Source organism: Microbacterium pullorum (assembly GCF_014836535.1).
GTDB lineage: Bacteria > Actinomycetota > Actinomycetes > Actinomycetales > Microbacteriaceae > Microbacterium > Microbacterium pullorum.
In genome coordinates, this window is sequence record NZ_JACSQP010000007.1 from 1 (window position 1) to 15,318 (window position 15,318).

Here is a 15,318-nt window from a genome sequence, read left to right on the forward strand (position 1 = left end):
GCTAAGCCTCTCAGCGCCGATGGTACTGCAGGGGGGACCCTGTGGGAGAGTAGGACACCGCCGGACTTCTTTCGTGAGAAAGCCACCCAAAGCTGGGTGGCTTTCTCTCGTTAACACGTCACCAGATCGCGAGCCTGACGAGCGCGCCGATGACGCAGGCCCACAGCAGGCTCGCGAGAGTCCCCACGATGAACCGCTCGCGTGCGGCCGGCGTCGACAGCTCGGAGAAGCGTCCGATGCCCTTGAGAGCCACGATGACCGCGATGGCCTCGGGAAAGCCGGCGATGAGCCCGAGGGCGACACCGAGCCGCTCGAGGTAGCCGATGGTGGTGCCGCCGCGGAGGATCTCCTGCACGGCGCCCGGATCGTCGCCGTCGCCGCGCACCCCCACGAGGATGCCGCCGGCGATCCCCTGCTGCACCGTGCCGTGCGTCGCCATCTCGAGCACGCGGCGAACGACCGGGTCACCGCCCACCACCGCCAGCGCGAGGCCGAGCAGGGCGAGGATCATGCCCAGGATGCCCGGCACGTCGTACGGCGTCATGACGACGACGACAAGCGCGACGACCACGATCGCCGCGGCCATGGCCAGCGGCACGTTCCGCGGGCGGCGCAGACTCACCACCACGAGCACCAGCGCGGCGCACAGTGCCAGGAACAGGAAGATCGACAGGACGGCGACGACAACGGCGTCGGGCAAGGCCACCAACATGCGGTCAGTCTGGCATGGGGGTCGGTCACCGGCGCCGCGGTGACGCCCGGCATGCCGCTGATAACCTGGGTCGCGTGTCTTCTGAAGCCTTGACGGTCGCCCGGCCCGCGATCGACCCCACGTTCGAGAACGTCTGGGACGAATTGCAGTGGCGCGGCCTGGTTCACGTATCCACCGACGCGCAGGCGTTGCGCGAACTGCTCGGCGGCGACCCGATCACCTATTACTGCGGCTTCGACCCCACCGCACCGAGCCTGCATCTGGGCAACCTCGTGCAGCTGCTCACGCTGCGGCGCATCCAGCTCGCCGGCCACAAGCCGCTGGGCCTCGTCGGCGGCTCTACCGGCCTCATCGGGGACCCCCGGCCTTCTGCCGAGCGCACCCTGAACACCCCCGAGGTCGTCGCGGACTGGGTGTCGCGGTTGCGCGCCCAGGTGGAGCGCTTCCTGAGCTTCGAGGGCGACAACGCCGCGCGCATCGTCAACAACCTCGACTGGACGGCGCCGCTGTCGGCCATCGACTTCCTCCGTGAGATCGGCAAGCACTACCGCGTCGGCACGATGCTGAAGAAGGATGCCGTCGCGGCGCGGCTGAACTCCGACGCCGGCATCAGCTACACCGAGTTCAGCTACCAGATCCTGCAGGGCATGGACTACCTGGAGCTCTACCGCCAGTACGGGTGCGTCCTGCAGACCGGCGGCAGCGATCAGTGGGGCAACCTCACCAGCGGCACGGACCTCATCCACCGCGTCGAGGGCGCGTCGGTGCACGCGATCGGTACGCCGCTGATCACCAACAGCGACGGCACCAAGTTCGGCAAGAGCGAGGGCAACGCCATCTGGCTCGACCCCGAGATGTGCAGCCCGTACCGGATGTACCAGTTCTGGCTCAACTCCGACGACGCCGACGTCATCGACCGCCTCAAGGTCTTCACGTTCCTCACGCGCGCAGAGATCGAGGAATACGCCCGCCTCGTCGAAACCGAGCCGTTCCGCCGCGCCGCGCAGAAACGGTTGGCTCTGGAGGTGTCGACGCTCGTGCACGGTGCCGAGGCGACCGCCGCGGTCATCGCGGCATCCGAGGCGCTGTTCGGCAAGGGCGATCTGACGACGCTGGATGCCGCGACGCTGCGTTCCGCGCTCGAGGAGCTGCCGCACGCGTCCGCCACCCGCCAGACGACGGTCGTGCAGGCGCTCGTCGACACCGGCCTGACGGCGAGCCTGTCGGAGTCGCGCCGCGCGATCGCGCAGGGCGGGGTGTCGCTCGACGGGGTACGCATCGAGGATGACGCAGCTCTCGTCACCGGCTCCCTGCCCGGCGGCGTCTCCGTGCTGCGCCGCGGCAAGAAGACGCTCGCCGGCCTGTTCGTCGACGAGCCGGCCGACTAGGCGCCCAGCGCGCATGCCGTTCACCCCGAGCCACGCGGTCGTCGCGCTCCCCTTCATCCGCACGCCGCTGGTGCCGGCAGCCGTCGCCGTCGGTGCGATGACGCCCGACCTGCCGTTGTTCGTGCGCGGCACGGGGATCACCTACGCGACAACCCATTCGTGGTCGGGTCTGGTCGTGACGGTCGTGGTGGCCTTCGTGCTGCTGCTGGCGTGGCGGTGCCTGCTGCGACCGGCGGTGCGGGAACTCTCGCCCACCTGGCTGGCGGCTCGCCTGCCCCTGGAGTGGGACATGCCCGCCCGCGAGGCGGTGCTCGACACGGTCGGCGCCGATTCCCGGCATCCGCGCGGCCGCGGCTACCCGCTGCTGCTGGTCGTGTCGCTTCTCATCGGTGTCGTCTCGCACATCGTCTGGGACGCGTTCACCCACGAGGGGCGGTGGGGGCTCGCGATGATCCCGGCGCTCGACGAGCCCTGGGGGCCGTTGCTCGGGTTCAAGTGGATGCAGTACGCCTCGGGTGTCGTCGGCCTCGTCGTCATCGCGATCTGGGCGGCGCTGTGGCTGGGGCGCCGCGCCGAGCGCAGCGCGGTCGCACGGGTGCTGCCGCCGGTCGCGCGCGTCGCCTGGTGGGTGTCGCTGCCGGTCGTGCTCGCCGTCGCGTGGGCGATCGGACTGGCCGCGTACGGTCCGCTCGACGCCGACTTCGGGGTGGCGCACCTCGCCTACCGCGTGCTGCCGCCCGCGTGCGCGGTATGGGGAGCGGGTACCGCCGTGCTGGCGGTGATCGTGCAGGTCGCGCGTGGACGGCGCGCCCGCCGCCGCGGCACCGAGGCACCCGCGTCGACGTCGGCGCAGGGCTGCTAGCTGAGCGTCGCCGGGCTCGGCGCGCGCGAGGTGACCCGAACGAGCGGGATCACCGCGAGGGCGGCGACCGGCGCGAGGAGCAGCGCGATGCGCAGGGAACTCGCATCCGCGACGGCGCCGATCAGCGGCGGCGTGAGATAGCCGATGCGCGTGACGAGCGATGAGACGGTGAGACCTACCCCCGCACGCAGCCCCGGCGCACCATCGGCCGCCTCCATCGCCGAGGGGATCATCGTGGCGATGCCCACACCCACCAGCACGAATCCCGTCAGCGTCGTCCACAGCCACGGAGCGATCAGCGCGAGCGTGAACCCCGCGGCCGTCGTGACCGCCCCGGCGGTGAGCACCCGCTTCGTGCCCCACCGGTCGATCGCCCGGTCGCCGAACAGACGGCCGGCGGTGAGGGCGCACATGAAGGCGATGAACGCCGTGCCGGCGGTGTCGGCACCGGTGCCGACGATGTCGACGAGATAGATGCCACCCCACGTCGAGACGACGTCCTCGAGCAGCGCGCCCGCGAGCCCGACCCCCAGGATCGCGAGGAACAGCCACAGCGCGAACCGCCCGGCGGTGCGCGCGGCTGCCGTGGTCTCATCGGCATCCGTCGTCACCGGCAGGCGGGCGAGCACACCGGCCACGGCCGACAGCAGCACGATGAGGATGCCGGTGGTCACCAGCTGCACACCGATCGGCACCCCCTGCGCGACGGCCAGCGCGGCGGCGAGGCCGCCCGCGATCGCACCGATGCTCCACACCCCGTGCAGCCCGCTGATCACCGAGCGTCCCATCGCGCGCTGCACGCGCAGCCCGTGCGCGTTGTTGGCGATGTCGCCGGTGGAATCGAGCACGCCCGCGACGAAGAGGGCCGCCGCCAGCGACCACCCGTCCGAGGCCAGCGCGATGAGCACGAGGTTCAGTCCCAGCAGCATCGAGGAAGCGACGGCGCTCGGGGCGGAGCCGAGGGCACGCAGCACGCGCGCGGCGACGAGCCCCGCCGCCAGCGCGCCGACGGGACCGGCGGCGATGACGAGCCCGAAGGTGCCGTTGTCGAGTGAGAACGTCTCCCGCAGTTCGACGTATCGGGGCACGATCGACGCGAACGCGACGGCGTTGACGAAGAAGAGCAGCCCGACGCCCCCGCGGGCCCGTTCTGCGCGAGCCGGCGGCAGGAGTTCCATCGCGCTCAGCCTATCTTCGCCGGCCGAGCGGCCTCGCCGCCGGCGTGCGCGTCACCGAGTGGGGAACGCGCGCCTCAGCCAGACGCCGCCGAGAGGTAGTGCGCGATCACGTACTCGGCGATGGCGAGGGAACTGGTCGCGGCGGGCGACGGCGCGTTGCGCAACACGGTGACCGGGCCCACCTGATCGACCGCGAAATCGTCCAGCAGTTCGCCGCGGCGCCCCCAGGCCTGCGCGCGCACACCGGCGGCGGTCTTGTGGGTGAGGTCACTCATCTTCAGTTGAGGCACGAACCGCTTGGCCTTGCGATACCACAGCGGCTTGATCAGCGAACTGCTGATCTCGTCGGCGCCCATGCGCCAATGCTGCTTGGCCAGCGGCCACGCGCCCGGCCAGCGCAGGGATTCCCAGGTGTCCTTCACCGAGATCTGCAGCCAGTTGTAGCCCTCCCTCGCGAGGGCAGGCACGGCGTTCGGGCCGACGTGCACATCGTCGTAGACCCCGCGGGTGAAATGCACGCCGAGGAAGGGGAACCTCGGGTCGGGCACGGGGTAGATCATGCCGTTGACGAGCTCGCCCCGCTCGGGCGCGAGCTGCCAGTACTCACCGCGGAACGGCAGGATCTTCGGTGACGGGTCGGCGCCGACGAGACGCGCCACGACGTCGGATTGCAGCCCCGCGCACACGACGAGCCGGTCGAAGACGTCGGCGGAGACGGGTGTCACCACGCGCACCCGACCCTGCTCGCGCCGGATGCAGGTGACCTCGTGCCCCAGCCGGATCTCGCCGCCTGCGGCGCGCACGTCCTGCGCCATCGCCTCGGTGATGGCGGCGTAGTCGACAGCCGCGGTATGCGGAGAGTGCACGGCCGCGACACCGGCCACGTGCGGCTCGATCTCATGCAGCCCGGAGGTGTCGTCGATGCGCACGAGGTCGGGGACACCGTTGGCGAGGGAGCGCCGTTCGATCTCCGCCAGCGCGGGCAGCTCCGACTCGTCGACCGCGACGACGAGCTTGCCGACCTCCCGATAGGGCAGGCGCTTCTCCTCGCAGAACTCCCGGATCGACACGCGCCCCGCCGCGCACAGCGTCGCCTTCAGCGAGCCCGGTGCGTAGTAGAGCCCGGCGTGCACGACGCCGGAGTTGCGACCGGTCTGGTGCTGAGCGAGCCGCGACTCCTTCTCGAGCACCGTGACCGCGTGCCCGCGCTGCGCGAGGGCACGCGCGAGGGCGACGCCCACGATGCCTCCGCCGATGATTCCGATGCGCTCGCCCATGTGGGCCCCCTCGCTGCCGCTCCTGCGATTGTGGCGGATGCGGCGGCGCAATGGGCCGATCAGTCCTCGACGACGCGCAGAGCGATGTCGGTGCGGTGGTGCCCGCCCTCGAGATGGATTCGGCCGAGCGCGTCGTACGCGCGATCCCGCGCCTGGAAGAAGGTGTTGCCGAGCGCGACGACGTTGAGCACGCGCCCGCCGGTGGCGACGACTTCGTCGTCGTGTCGGGCCGTGGCGGCGTGGGCCAAGTGCACACCCTCGACGGATGCCGCGTCGTCGAGTCCCGTGAGCGTGCGACCGATGACGGGCGCGGCGGGGTAGCCCTCGCTGGCGAGCACGACGGTCACGGCGGCGGCCTCGGCGAAGGCCGGGGCCGGCTCGTCCTCGAGGTGACCGGAGGCGGCAGCCATGAGCAGCGACGACAGCGGGGTCGCCAGGCGCGCGAGCACGACCTGTGTCTCGGGGTCGCCGAATCGGGCGTTGAACTCGATCACCTTCACCCCGTGCTCGGTGAGGATGAGGCCGGCGTACAGCAGCCCGATGAAGGGCGTGCCCTCGGCGTCGAGCCGACGGATCACGGGCTCCGCGACATCGCGGGTGACCTGGGCGACGAACTCGTCCTCGCCCCCGAACGCGCCGGCCAGCCACGGCAGGGGCGAGTACGCACCCATGCCGCCGGTGTTGGGGCCGGCATCGTGGTCGAACGCGCGCTTGTAATCCTGCGCGGGAGACAGGGGCACCACGCAGTCGCCATCGGAGACGAAGAACAGCGACACCTCCGGGCCCGAGAGGAACTCCTCCACGAGCACCGGGGACCCCACCAGGTACTCGGCGGCGTGCGCGAGCGCGGCGGCGCGGTCCTCGGTGACGATGACGCCCTTTCCGGCGGCCAGCCCGTCGGCCTTGACCACGAAAGGGGCGCCGAACTCGTCGAGCGCGGCTTCGACCTCGGCGATCGTGCGGGCATGCACGGCCCGCCCGGTGGGCACGCCCGCGGCATCCATGATGCGCTTGGCGAAGGTCTTCGAGCCCTCCAGTTGCGCAGCGGCCTTGCCCGGCCCGAACGCCGGGATGCCGCGTTCACGCAGGGCGTCTGCGACGCCGGCTACGAGCGGCGCCTCCGGGCCGATCACGACGAGGTCGATCGCGTTCTCGTTGGCGAAATCCGTCACCGCGCCCGGATCCACCGGGTCGAGGTCGACGAGCACGGCGTCGGCACCGATGCCGGCGTTGCCGGGGGCGGCGAAGAGCTCATGACCGGCTTCTTCGGCGCGCAGGGCGAGGATGATGGCGTGCTCGCGCGCGCCCGAACCGAGGACCAGGATCTTCACCGGGCCAGCCTACCGAGCCGCGCCCGGCGGTAGCGTGGCGGCATGGCGCGCAAGATCACCACCGATGAGGGACGCGCGGCGCTCGCCGCCGTGGCCGCGGCCGACACCCCGGCCCGCACCGACAACGCCACGGCGGTGCGTTACCTGCTGCAGCTGCTGGCCGAGAAGGCGCCGGGCAACACCGTCGAGGTGCGGGTGCCGCCCTTCGGGGCGGTGCAGGTGCTCGAAGGCCCCCGCCACACCCGCGGCACGCCGCCGAACGTCGTCGAGACGGACCCTGCCACCTGGATCGCCCTCGCGACGGGAGCGGAGGCGTGGGCGGATGCCGCAGCCGCCGGCCGCATCCACGCCTCGGGAACCCGCGCCGACCTGTCGGCGGTGCTGCCGCTGCGCCCGTGACCGCGCACCCGGACCCCGGCGCCGTTGTGCGCCGCCAGTGCGACAATGGAGGCATGACCGAGTCCGCGCGCGTACGCCGCAGCCCGAAGTTCGCGGTGTTCCTCGGGCTCGGAGCCGCCCTCGGCTTGCTCGTCGCCCTCATCCTCACGTTCGCGTTCGACGGAACGCGCGAGGTGAGCGCCAACACCGGAGTGGTCTACACCTCGACGCAGGTGTTCGGGTTCGTCGCGCTGATCTGCGTGCCGGTGGGCATCGCGATCGGCGGCATCGTCGCGGTCATCCTCGACCGGGTGCTGGCGCGTCGCGCCCACGATGTACAGATCGAGCACGAGCGCATCCGCACGCAGGACTGAGTCAGGCCAGCTCCGCGATGATCGGGTGGATCGCCGCGTCGAACGCGACCACGTCGCCGCGCAGCCCGTCGGTCACCGCGATCGTGAGCGAACCGATCCACCACACGCCGCGCTGAGACAGCGGCAGCACCTGCACGTTCAGCTCGAACGAGTGGGCGCGTCTGCCCACCCGCCGCTCGTGCTCGGCGATCGCCCCCGCATAGGCGCGGTACGACACCCGCGCCCCGGCGGCGGCGTCGGCCACGTAGCGGTCGTGGGCGCGCTGGGCGTACGCCACCGCCACCTCGGCGTGCGGGAGCATCGCCTCACGCAGTTCGTCGTACCCCTCGGTGGGGAGCGCGGCGAGGCTGCCGAAGCCCTCGACCAGATCCAGCGGCACCGGGGAGGGGTGCGCCTGCGGTTCGACGGTCATCGCCCAGTAGCCGCGCCACTGCCGCTCGAGCGCGGACTGCGGGTCCTCGCCCCGCTCGACCGATGCCGGGGGCAGCCCGCGCAGCGTCGGCAGCTCATCGGGGGAGCGGATGCCGAGGGCGTGGCGCACGCAGAGTGCCGCGAGCACCGCCTGGCTCGCGTCTTCGCGCACCACCCATTCGGGAGCCCCGCCGACCATGCGGCCATTGTAGGCCGGGCGTGTCGGGGTGGGCAGGTACCGGGACGTCTCTCTTGCGGCGGAGACGGATCGGTGTCGGTCTCGGCGGGCGAGGGGGAGGCCCCCGCCCGGGTAGGCTGGAAGCGTGGCCCCACCCTCCCACAATCCCTATGCCGCCGCAGGTGTCGACACCGCTGCGGGCGATCTTGCCGTCGAGCTCATGAAGACGGCCGTCAAACGCACGCACGGGCCGGAGGTGCAGGGCGGCGTCGGCGGCTTCGCCGGGCTCTTCGATGCCACTGCGCTGACGGCGTTCACGAAGCCTCTGCTGGCGACCAGCACCGACGGCGTCGGCACGAAGGTCGCCATCGCGCAGGCGATCGACAAGCACGACACGATCGGGCTCGACCTGGTCGGCATGGTCGTCGACGACATCGTGGTGGTGGGCGCGAAGCCCCTCTTCATGACGGACTACATCGCCTGCGGCAAGGTGGTGCCCGAGCGCATCGCCGACATCGTCAAGGGCATCGCCGCCGGCTGCGCCGAGACCGGCACGGCCCTCGTCGGCGGCGAGACGGCCGAGCACCCGGGGCTCCTCGGCATCAACGACTACGACGTCGCGGGCGCCGCGACCGGCGTGGTCGAAGCCGACCGCGTGCTGGGTGCCGAGCGCGTGCGTTCCGGCGACGTCGTGCTCGCCCTGGCATCCAGTGGCCTGCACTCCAACGGCTACTCGCTCGTGCGTCACATCGTCGCCGGTGCCGGCATCGGCTACGGCGACAACGCCGCCGACTTCGGCGCCACGTGGGGCGAGACGCTGCTCGAGCCGACCCGGCTCTACACGACCCCGCTGCTGCGCCTCGCGTCGGAATTCCCCGCCGATCTGCACGCGCTCAGCCATGTCACCGGCGGCGGCATCGCCGCGAACCTCGCGCGCGTGCTGCCGGTGGGCACCTGGGTCGACATCGACCGGTCGACGTGGAGCCCGCCTGCGGTGTTCCGCGTGCTCGCCGATCTCGGTGACCTCGATCTCACGTCGACCGAGGGCACATGGAACCTCGGCATCGGGTTCCTCGCCGTCGTGTCGGCTGAGCGGGCGGATGCCGCGGCGGCCGCGCTCAACGGCGCCGGCATCCACACGTGGCAGGTCGGTGTCGTGCACGACACCGCGCTGCCGGACGGCGATTACGAACAGGGCGCCAAGGGCGTCGAAGGTGGTGCGGTTCGCCTGGTCGGCTCGTACCTCGAGCAGGGAACGGTCTGACAACCCATGTGCGGAATCGTCGGCGTCGTCGGTCACGCCCCCGTCAACCAGGAGGTCTACGATGCGCTGCTGCTGCTGCAGCACCGCGGTCAGGACTCCACCGGCATCGCCACGGCGGAGCCGAGCGGCGTCGTGCACATGAACAAGCAGCGCGGCCAGGTACGTGAGGCCTTCCGTACGCGCGACATGCGCACCCTTCTCGGCACGATCGGCCTCGGGCACGTGCGCTACGCCACGAAGGGCACCGCCTCCAGCGAGGAGGAGGCGCAGCCGTTCTACGTCAACGCGCCCTACGGCATCGTGCTCGTGCACAACGGCAACCTCACCAACACACGTGAGCTCAGCGAGGAGCTGTTCCGCACCGATCGACGGCACCTGAACACCAGCTCCGACACGGAGCTGCTGGTGAACGTCCTCGCCAACGAGCTGCAGCAGACGATCAACGGCGAGCGGCTGAGCGCCGACGACGTGTTCACCGCCGTCAGCCGGGTGCACCGCCGTGTCGAGGGGTCCTACGCCGCGATCGCTCTCATCGCCGGCTACGGCCTGCTCGCCTTCCGCGACCCGTTCGGCATCCGTCCCCTCATCCTCGGCACCCGCCGCACGCCCGACGGCCGCGACGAGTGGATCGTCTCGAGCGAATCGCTCGTGCTCGAGAACGCCGACTACACCGTCGTGCGCGACGTGCTACCCGGCGAAGCGGTGTTCATCGACATCGACGGCAAGCTGCACTCCCGCCAGTGCGCCGACGAGACGACGCTTGCGCCGTGCTCGTTCGAGTACGTCTACCTCGCCCGTCCCGACTCGGTGATGAACGGCATCGCCGTCTACGAGTCGCGGCTGCGCATGGGAGAACGCCTGGCCGACACGATCGCCAAGCACACCCCGCCCGGGTCCATCGATGTCGTCATGCCGATCCCCGACTCGTCGCGACCGTCGGCGATGCAGGTGGCGCGCAAGCTCGGGATCGAGTACCGCGAGGGCTTCTACAAGAACCGCTACGTCGGACGCACGTTCATCATGCCGGGACAGGCGGTGCGCAAGAAGAGCGTGCGCCAGAAGCTCAACGCGATGTCGAGCGAGTTCAAGGGCAAGAACGTGCTGCTCATCGATGACTCCATCGTGCGCGGCACGACGTCGAAGGAGATCATCCAGATGGCGAGGGACGCCGGCGCCAAGACGGTGACCTTCGCCTCGGCGGCCCCGCCGGTGCGGTACCCGCACGTCTACGGCATCAACATGCCGTCGCGCCACGAACTCGTCGCGCACGGACGCACGATCCCCGAGATCGCGGCGGAACTCGGCTGCGACCGGCTGGTCTACCAGGAGGTCGACGACCTCAAGGCGGCCATCCTCGAGGGCTCGGACCTCGACGACCTCGACATGAGCTGCTTCGACGGCCGCTATGTCACGGGAACCGTCACGGACGAGTATCTGGCCTGGGTCGAGGGCACCCAGGAATCTTGAGCGGCGAGACGGCGTCGCCGCGGCCTGCGACGCCGGATCGCCACGGTCGGGTGCTGGCATTCGTCGGCATCGTGCTGTTCGCGTTCTCGCTGCGCAGCGCCGTGGCCTCGCTGTCGCCGCTCATCGACCTCATCTCGGCTGATTTCGCGCTGCCCGCGAGCATCATCGGCCTCATCGGCACGGCGCCCCCGGTGTGCTTCGCGGTGTTCGGCATGCTCGCGCCGAGGTTCGAGAAGCGCTTCGGGCTGGAGAGGGTGACGGTCGCCGCGATCACGGTCGTCGCCGTGGGACTGGTCGTGCGAGCCTTCGCGGGCGACGCCCTCGGCCTGCTCGCCGCGACGGCGCTGATCTTCGCCGGAGTGGGGACGGGCAACATCCTGCTGCCACCGCTGGTGAAGAAGTACTTCCCGCAGCGCGTGGGGCTGCTCACGACCGTCTACACGACCACCATGGCCGTCGCCACGTTCACGCCTCCGCTGGTCGCGGTGCCGGTGGCGGAGGTCGCGGGATGGCGCATGTCGCTCGGGGTATGGGCCGTGCTCGCCGCCGCTGCGACCCTGCCGTGGCTCCTGATGCTGTGGCGCTCGCGCGCCGATGCGCCCCTGGCCACGGACGTGGCCACGCCGCGACTGTTCGCGCGACTGTGGAAGCTGCCGCTGGCCTGGGCTCTGGCGGTCACGTTCGCGGTCTCATCGACCCTGGCGTACACCTCGTTCGGGTGGCTGCCCACGATCCTCGTCGACACCGCCGGCGTGACCCCCCAGGCCGCCGGGGCGCTGCTGTCGCTCTTCGCGCTGATGGGACTCCCCGCGTCGCTCGCCGTGCCCCTGCTCGTGGCCCGGCTGCGCGCCGAGCGGGTGCTCATCGTCATCGCCGTGGGCGCGGGATTCGCCGGGCTCGGCGGACTCATCGTCGCCCCTCAAGCGGCACCGGCGCTGTGGGTGGCGCTGCTGGGGCTCGCGCCGCTGCTGTTCCCGATGATCCTCGTGATGCTGGGACTGCGCACCCGCTCGCACGAGACCGCCGTGGCATTGAGCGGGTTCGTGCAGAGCATCGGCTACGCGATCGCGGCCGTGTTCCCGCTGGCGATCGGGCTGCTCCACGATGCCACGGGTCAGTGGACACCGGCACTGTGGGTGCTGGTCGGCGTGGTCGCCGCAGCCATCCCCGCCGGGTACGTCATCACCCGTGCACGCACGGTCGAAGAAGAGTGGGAACGCCGGTACGGCCAGTGGTGAGAGGCGTTACGCCTTCTCGTCCTCGTACTCGTCGGCGTACTGATCAGCCCACTTGTCGACGTACTCGTTCTCGTCGCCCTCCGGGTGACCCAATTCACGTTCCAACGCGGCGTAGTTCACGCTCGGGCTGAACGACTTGAGTTCCCGGGCGATCTTGGTGTGCTTCGCCTTTTGACGGCCACGCCCCATGCGAGACCCCCTCATTTGTCTGAGCCGCGGGCTGCGACTGCCCGTCGTAATCACGATCCGGCCATATGCCGGGAAGAGTAGCATTCAGGATATCACGGAGCCCCCGGGCACGGCCCGAGGGGGAGGGACGATGCAGTCATGTCGGAGGAAACCGCCGAAACCACCCCGCGTCACGCCGTGCTGGTCGGAGCCATTCCGGGTCAGCCGCCGCGCGTACTGAAGGAAGCGGCCCGTTACGCCGCACTGCTGGGGGCGCCCCTGGTGGTGGTGCACGTGGACGTGACCCGGTTCGTCACCTACGAGGACCCCGACGGCTACGTGCATTCCGCGCCGCTGGACCTGAACATCGCCACCGGCGAGGGTGATCTGGCCGCGGTGACCGAGGCTGCCGAGAGTGCGCTCGACGGATCGGGCGTCGCCTGGAGTGTCACCCAGCTGGTGGGGGATCCTGCCCTGTCGATGAAGCACCTCGCCGACCAGACCGACGCGCGGCTCCTCGTGGTGGGCACCCGGCGGCGGGGCATCGGCGAGTCGATCCGTGAATTCTTCACGGGCTCGGTCGCCGCGCGTCTCGCGCACCGCCAGCACCGGCCGATCCTCGTCGTGCCGCTGGACGAGCCGGCGGGCGACGACGAGGATCTCTGGCCGGAAGGCTGATCAGTCGCGCAGTCCTCTGATGAGGGTGCGGGCCGCGTCGTCGAGCGCCGCGATGAGGTCGTTCACGACGGAGGCCGACAGCATGCCGCCGCGGGCGACGTGCGAGCGAAGATCGCCGCGGATCTGTGCGCGGAACTCGGTCAGCGCGGTGTCGGCGCGATGCAGCTGCTCGCGGCTGTAGGCGCGCGGATCGTCCGCACTGGGCTGCGAGGCGGTGCCGCGCTCGCTGGTCGCCGCCGCGGCGAGGTCGGCCTGCAGGCTGCGCATCGCCTCGCGGACGCTGCCGCGCACCTCGTCCGCGATCAGGCGCACACTGTCGGTGAGCCCGGCTTCGATGCCCTGCAGGTCGCCCGCTCGGGCGAGCACCTCCGCCCGCCCGGCGTCGGTGATCTGATAGACGGTCTTGCGGCCGTCGGCGAACTTGGTCACGAGCCCTTCCTCCTCCAGCTTCGCCAGGCGTGGATACACCGTGCCGGCGCTGGGTGTGTAGGTGCCGCCGGTGCGATCGGACAGCGCCTGGATGAGGTCGTAGCCGTGACGGGGTTCTTCGTCGAGCAGGCTCAGCAGGTACAGGCGGAGGTCGCCGTGCGAGAAGACGGGGGGCATCACCACTCCTCGGGCTCAGGCGCGGACAGCGGCTGGTCGGGCGTCGGGGCGGGGCTGCGGCGCAACACGGTCACGTCGCCCGAGACGCTGTGGGCGCGCATGTCGAGGAACGAGCCGCTCAGCTCGCCGACGGAACCGCTGTAGTTCACGCCGACACCGCTGCCGCCGGATCGGTTGACGCCGTCGATGAGCACGCGTCCGCTGACGCTGCGCACCGCGTAGTTGGTGGGCAGCTCGGGGTCGAGTCGCACGGTCGCGTTGCCCGAGACGGTGTTGAGGTTGACGGCCTGGGTGGCGCCCGTGGAGTCGATGAGCATCGCGCCCGAGACGGTGTCGACCGACGCCCGGCGCAGCGATCCGGATGCGGCGATGTCGCCCGAGACGCTGTTCGCGCTCAGTGCGCCTTCGAGGCCGCGCACCTGCGTGTCACCCGACACGGCATTCACCGACAGGTCGCCGACGAGGCCGTCGACGATGATGTCGCCCGACACGGTATTGAGCTTGGCATCCGTCTGCAGTCCGGCGACGAGCGCACTCGCACTGACGACACCGAGGGTGAGCGCGACGTCGCGCGGAACGGCCACGCTGATCTCCGCTTTGGGCCCGCCCGCACCGAAGTTGCGGAACACCTCGAGGAAGTTGTCCCAGCGCAGCTGCGCGTGGTCGATCTCCAGCAGGTCGCCCGACGCCTCGATGCGCAGGTCCTTCACGGTGACCCCGTGCACTTCGACGCGGACACCTGGTTCGTCGTGCGCAACGACATCGATCTGCCCGCCCACGAGGCCGACTTTCAGTTTTCGGACGTCTTCGATGTCGATGACGCGGGTGTCGCCCGGGTGGATGATCCACTTCTCGAGGGTCATGTCTGCTCCTGATGATCGAAAGTCAAGATATATCGCGTGTGGGTAACGTAACACGATATATCGCGATCTCAAGAAGTGCTGCGCGCGGTTTTGACCGTGACGTAACGTCAACCTCTACCGTCGAAGTGATGGGGAGGGGACAGCGCATGGAGTGGTCCATCCAGGAGGTCGCACGCCTGGCCGGCACCACGAGCCGCACGCTGCGTCACTACGCGGCCATCGGCCTGTTGGCGCCGACCCGCATCGGCCGCAACGGGTATCGGTACTACGACGAGGATGCGCTCGTGCGGCTGCAGCGCATTCTGCTGCTGCGCCAACTGGGGCTCGGCCTGTCTCAGATCGCCGAGGTTCTCGATCGGGAGGTCTCGCCGCAAGAGGCGCTCGCCGCCCATGCGGCGTGGCTGCGCGGGGAGCAGCAGCGACTGTCTCGGCAGATCATCGCCGTTGAATCGACCATTGAGAGATTGAAGGGAGGGAACCCGCTCATGGCACAGGACATGTTCGACGGGTTCGATCACACGCAGTACCAGGAGGAGGTGACCCGACGCTGGGGCACGCAGGCCTACACGCAGAGCGACCGGTGGTGGCGGGATCTCGGTCCGGGCGACCGGGAGGCCTGGAAGCGGCGATCCGCGCAGCTGGCGGGCGATTGGAGTCAGGCGGCGTCGCGGGGCGTCGCGGCCGATTCCGACGAGGCGCAGGCGCTGGCCGAACGGCACGTCGCCTGGCTGCTCGATGTTCCTGGTGCTCCCACCGGACCGTCGCAGATCAAGGGGTATGTGATCGGCCTCGGCGAGATGTACGTCGCGGACGAGCGCTTCGCGGCCAACTACGGCGGACTGGCGGGCGCCGAATTCGTGCGCGACGCACTGCAGATCTACGCCGGTCGGGCGCTGTAGCCCGAACACAGCACGACGGCCCCGCGCGCGGTGGGCCGGGCCGGCG

Annotated in this window: 17 protein-coding genes and 1 rRNA gene; 10 read left to right on the plus strand and 8 right to left on the minus strand. The window is 70.5% G+C overall.

Annotated elements, in window-relative coordinates:
• Window positions 1–66 (plus strand): 5S ribosomal RNA (gene rrf / locus H9651_RS15120); the annotation flags it as partial.
• A gap of 52 nt (window positions 67–118) precedes the next feature.
• Here rrf and H9651_RS11630 read toward each other — a convergent pair.
• Window positions 119–712 carry a hypothetical protein gene (locus H9651_RS11630; RefSeq protein ID WP_191719496.1) on the minus strand — a complete coding sequence of 198 codons (594 nt, stop codon included), beginning with the start codon at window positions 710–712 and terminating at the stop codon, window positions 119–121.
• Window positions 713–786: 74 nt separating this feature from the next.
• On the opposite strand from H9651_RS11630, the gene tyrS reads away from it, so the two are divergent.
• Both tyrS and H9651_RS11640 read left to right on the plus strand, forming a co-directional pair.
• Window positions 787–2,100, plus strand: coding sequence for a tyrosine--tRNA ligase (tyrS, locus tag H9651_RS11635; protein ID WP_318244858.1), 1,314 nt, complete (start codon window positions 787–789; stop codon window positions 2,098–2,100).
• Window positions 2,101–2,113: 13 nt separating this feature from the next.
• A complete protein-coding gene (locus tag H9651_RS11640; protein WP_191719498.1) occupies window positions 2,114–2,962 on the plus strand; it encodes a DUF4184 family protein in 849 nt (282 codons plus the stop codon).
• On the opposite strand, the gene H9651_RS11645 is transcribed toward H9651_RS11640, so the two are convergent.
• The 3 genes from H9651_RS11645 to purD all read right to left on the minus strand — a co-directional run bounded on the left by H9651_RS11645 (window position 2,959) and on the right by purD (window position 6,748).
• A complete protein-coding gene (locus H9651_RS11645; protein WP_191719499.1) occupies window positions 2,959–4,140 on the minus strand; it encodes an MFS transporter in 1,182 nt (393 codons plus the stop codon). The genes H9651_RS11640 and H9651_RS11645 overlap by 4 nt on opposite strands.
• 74 nt (window positions 4,141–4,214) lie before the next feature.
• Window positions 4,215–5,417, minus strand: coding sequence for an L-2-hydroxyglutarate oxidase (gene lhgO, locus H9651_RS11650; RefSeq protein WP_191719500.1), 1,203 nt, complete (start codon window positions 5,415–5,417; stop codon window positions 4,215–4,217).
• Between the two features lie 59 nt (window positions 5,418–5,476).
• A complete protein-coding gene (purD, locus tag H9651_RS11655; protein WP_191719501.1) occupies window positions 5,477–6,748 on the minus strand; it encodes a phosphoribosylamine--glycine ligase in 1,272 nt (423 codons plus the stop codon).
• Window positions 6,749–6,790: 42 nt separating this feature from the next.
• On the opposite strand from purD, the gene H9651_RS11660 reads away from it, so the two are divergent.
• Together H9651_RS11660 and H9651_RS11665 are read left to right on the plus strand one after the other, a co-directional pair.
• Complete coding sequence (locus tag H9651_RS11660) at window positions 6,791–7,147, plus strand: sterol carrier family protein (RefSeq protein WP_191719502.1); 357 nt, start codon at window positions 6,791–6,793, stop codon at window positions 7,145–7,147.
• Between the two features lie 53 nt (window positions 7,148–7,200).
• Window positions 7,201–7,500 (plus strand): potassium transporter Trk, encoded by a 300-nt coding sequence (locus tag H9651_RS11665; RefSeq protein ID WP_191719503.1) that lies wholly within the window; start codon window positions 7,201–7,203, stop codon window positions 7,498–7,500.
• Window position 7,501: 1 nt separating this feature from the next.
• On the opposite strand, the gene H9651_RS11670 is transcribed toward H9651_RS11665, so the two are convergent.
• Entirely contained in the window at window positions 7,502–8,110 is a 609-nt protein-coding gene (locus tag H9651_RS11670; protein WP_191719504.1) for a zinc-binding alcohol dehydrogenase, read from the minus strand.
• Between the two features lie 124 nt (window positions 8,111–8,234).
• Here H9651_RS11670 and purM point away from each other — a divergent pair, with 124 nt between their 5' ends.
• Genes purM through H9651_RS11685 form a run of 3 tightly spaced genes read left to right on the plus strand, consistent with a single transcriptional unit; the run spans window position 8,235 to window position 12,058 of the window.
• The gene (purM, locus tag H9651_RS11675) at window positions 8,235–9,353 is read left to right on the plus strand and encodes a phosphoribosylformylglycinamidine cyclo-ligase (protein ID WP_191719505.1); all 1,119 of its coding nucleotides are present in this window, start codon (window positions 8,235–8,237) and stop codon (window positions 9,351–9,353) included.
• Between the two features lie 6 nt (window positions 9,354–9,359).
• On the plus strand, window positions 9,360–10,820 hold the full coding sequence (gene purF, locus H9651_RS11680) for an amidophosphoribosyltransferase (RefSeq protein ID WP_191719506.1): 1,461 nt from the start codon (window positions 9,360–9,362) through the stop codon (window positions 10,818–10,820).
• Window positions 10,817–12,058, plus strand: coding sequence for an MFS transporter (locus H9651_RS11685; protein WP_191719507.1), 1,242 nt, complete (start codon window positions 10,817–10,819; stop codon window positions 12,056–12,058). Before purF ends, H9651_RS11685 begins: the two co-directional genes overlap by 4 nt.
• A gap of 6 nt (window positions 12,059–12,064) precedes the next feature.
• On the opposite strand, the gene H9651_RS11690 is transcribed toward H9651_RS11685, so the two are convergent.
• A complete protein-coding gene (locus H9651_RS11690; RefSeq protein WP_191719508.1) occupies window positions 12,065–12,247 on the minus strand; it encodes a DUF3073 domain-containing protein in 183 nt (60 codons plus the stop codon).
• A gap of 138 nt (window positions 12,248–12,385) precedes the next feature.
• Between H9651_RS11690 and H9651_RS11695 the strand changes: the two genes are divergently transcribed.
• Window positions 12,386–12,904, plus strand: a complete 519-nt coding sequence (locus H9651_RS11695) for a universal stress protein (RefSeq protein WP_191719509.1) — start codon at window positions 12,386–12,388, stop codon at window positions 12,902–12,904.
• Here the strand turns inward: H9651_RS11695 and H9651_RS11700 are convergent, their stop codons facing one another.
• On the minus strand, window positions 12,905–13,510 hold the full coding sequence (locus H9651_RS11700) for a PadR family transcriptional regulator (protein ID WP_191719510.1): 606 nt from the start codon (window positions 13,508–13,510) through the stop codon (window positions 12,905–12,907).
• Window positions 13,510–14,373: a DUF4097 family beta strand repeat-containing protein gene (locus H9651_RS11705; protein ID WP_191719511.1), complete on the minus strand. Its 864-nt coding sequence runs from the start codon at window positions 14,371–14,373 to the stop codon at window positions 13,510–13,512. The genes H9651_RS11700 and H9651_RS11705 overlap by 1 nt, the downstream gene beginning before the upstream one ends.
• Before the next feature lie 146 nt (window positions 14,374–14,519).
• On the opposite strand from H9651_RS11705, the gene H9651_RS11710 reads away from it, so the two are divergent.
• Complete coding sequence (locus tag H9651_RS11710; protein ID WP_191719512.1) at window positions 14,520–15,272, plus strand: MerR family transcriptional regulator; 753 nt, start codon at window positions 14,520–14,522, stop codon at window positions 15,270–15,272.
• Window positions 15,273–15,318 lie beyond the last annotated feature (46 nt).

What these genes read in the sequence shown, in the direction of transcription:
- H9651_RS11630 (WP_191719496.1), bottom strand. Translation starts at nt 712, where the DNA reads ATGTTGGTGGCCTTGCCCGACGCCGTTGTCGTCGCCGTCCTGTCGATC.
- H9651_RS11640 (WP_191719498.1), top strand. Translation starts at nt 2,114, where the DNA reads ATGCCGTTCACCCCGAGCCACGCGGTCGTCGCGCTCCCCTTCATCCGC.
- H9651_RS11645 (WP_191719499.1), bottom strand. Translation starts at nt 4,140, where the DNA reads ATGGAACTCCTGCCGCCGGCTCGCGCAGAACGGGCCCGCGGGGGCGTC.
- lhgO (WP_191719500.1), bottom strand. Translation starts at nt 5,417, where the DNA reads ATGGGCGAGCGCATCGGAATCATCGGCGGAGGCATCGTGGGCGTCGCC.
- H9651_RS11660 (WP_191719502.1), top strand. Translation starts at nt 6,791, where the DNA reads ATGGCGCGCAAGATCACCACCGATGAGGGACGCGCGGCGCTCGCCGCC.
- H9651_RS11665 (WP_191719503.1), top strand. Translation starts at nt 7,201, where the DNA reads ATGACCGAGTCCGCGCGCGTACGCCGCAGCCCGAAGTTCGCGGTGTTC.
- H9651_RS11670 (WP_191719504.1), bottom strand. Translation starts at nt 8,110, where the DNA reads ATGGTCGGCGGGGCTCCCGAATGGGTGGTGCGCGAAGACGCGAGCCAG.
- purF (WP_191719506.1), top strand. Translation starts at nt 9,360, where the DNA reads ATGTGCGGAATCGTCGGCGTCGTCGGTCACGCCCCCGTCAACCAGGAG.
- H9651_RS11690 (WP_191719508.1), bottom strand. Translation starts at nt 12,247, where the DNA reads ATGGGGCGTGGCCGTCAAAAGGCGAAGCACACCAAGATCGCCCGGGAA.
- H9651_RS11695 (WP_191719509.1), top strand. Translation starts at nt 12,386, where the DNA reads ATGTCGGAGGAAACCGCCGAAACCACCCCGCGTCACGCCGTGCTGGTC.
- H9651_RS11700 (WP_191719510.1), bottom strand. Translation starts at nt 13,510, where the DNA reads ATGCCCCCCGTCTTCTCGCACGGCGACCTCCGCCTGTACCTGCTGAGC.
- H9651_RS11705 (WP_191719511.1), bottom strand. Translation starts at nt 14,373, where the DNA reads ATGACCCTCGAGAAGTGGATCATCCACCCGGGCGACACCCGCGTCATC.
- H9651_RS11710 (WP_191719512.1), top strand. Translation starts at nt 14,520, where the DNA reads ATGGAGTGGTCCATCCAGGAGGTCGCACGCCTGGCCGGCACCACGAGC.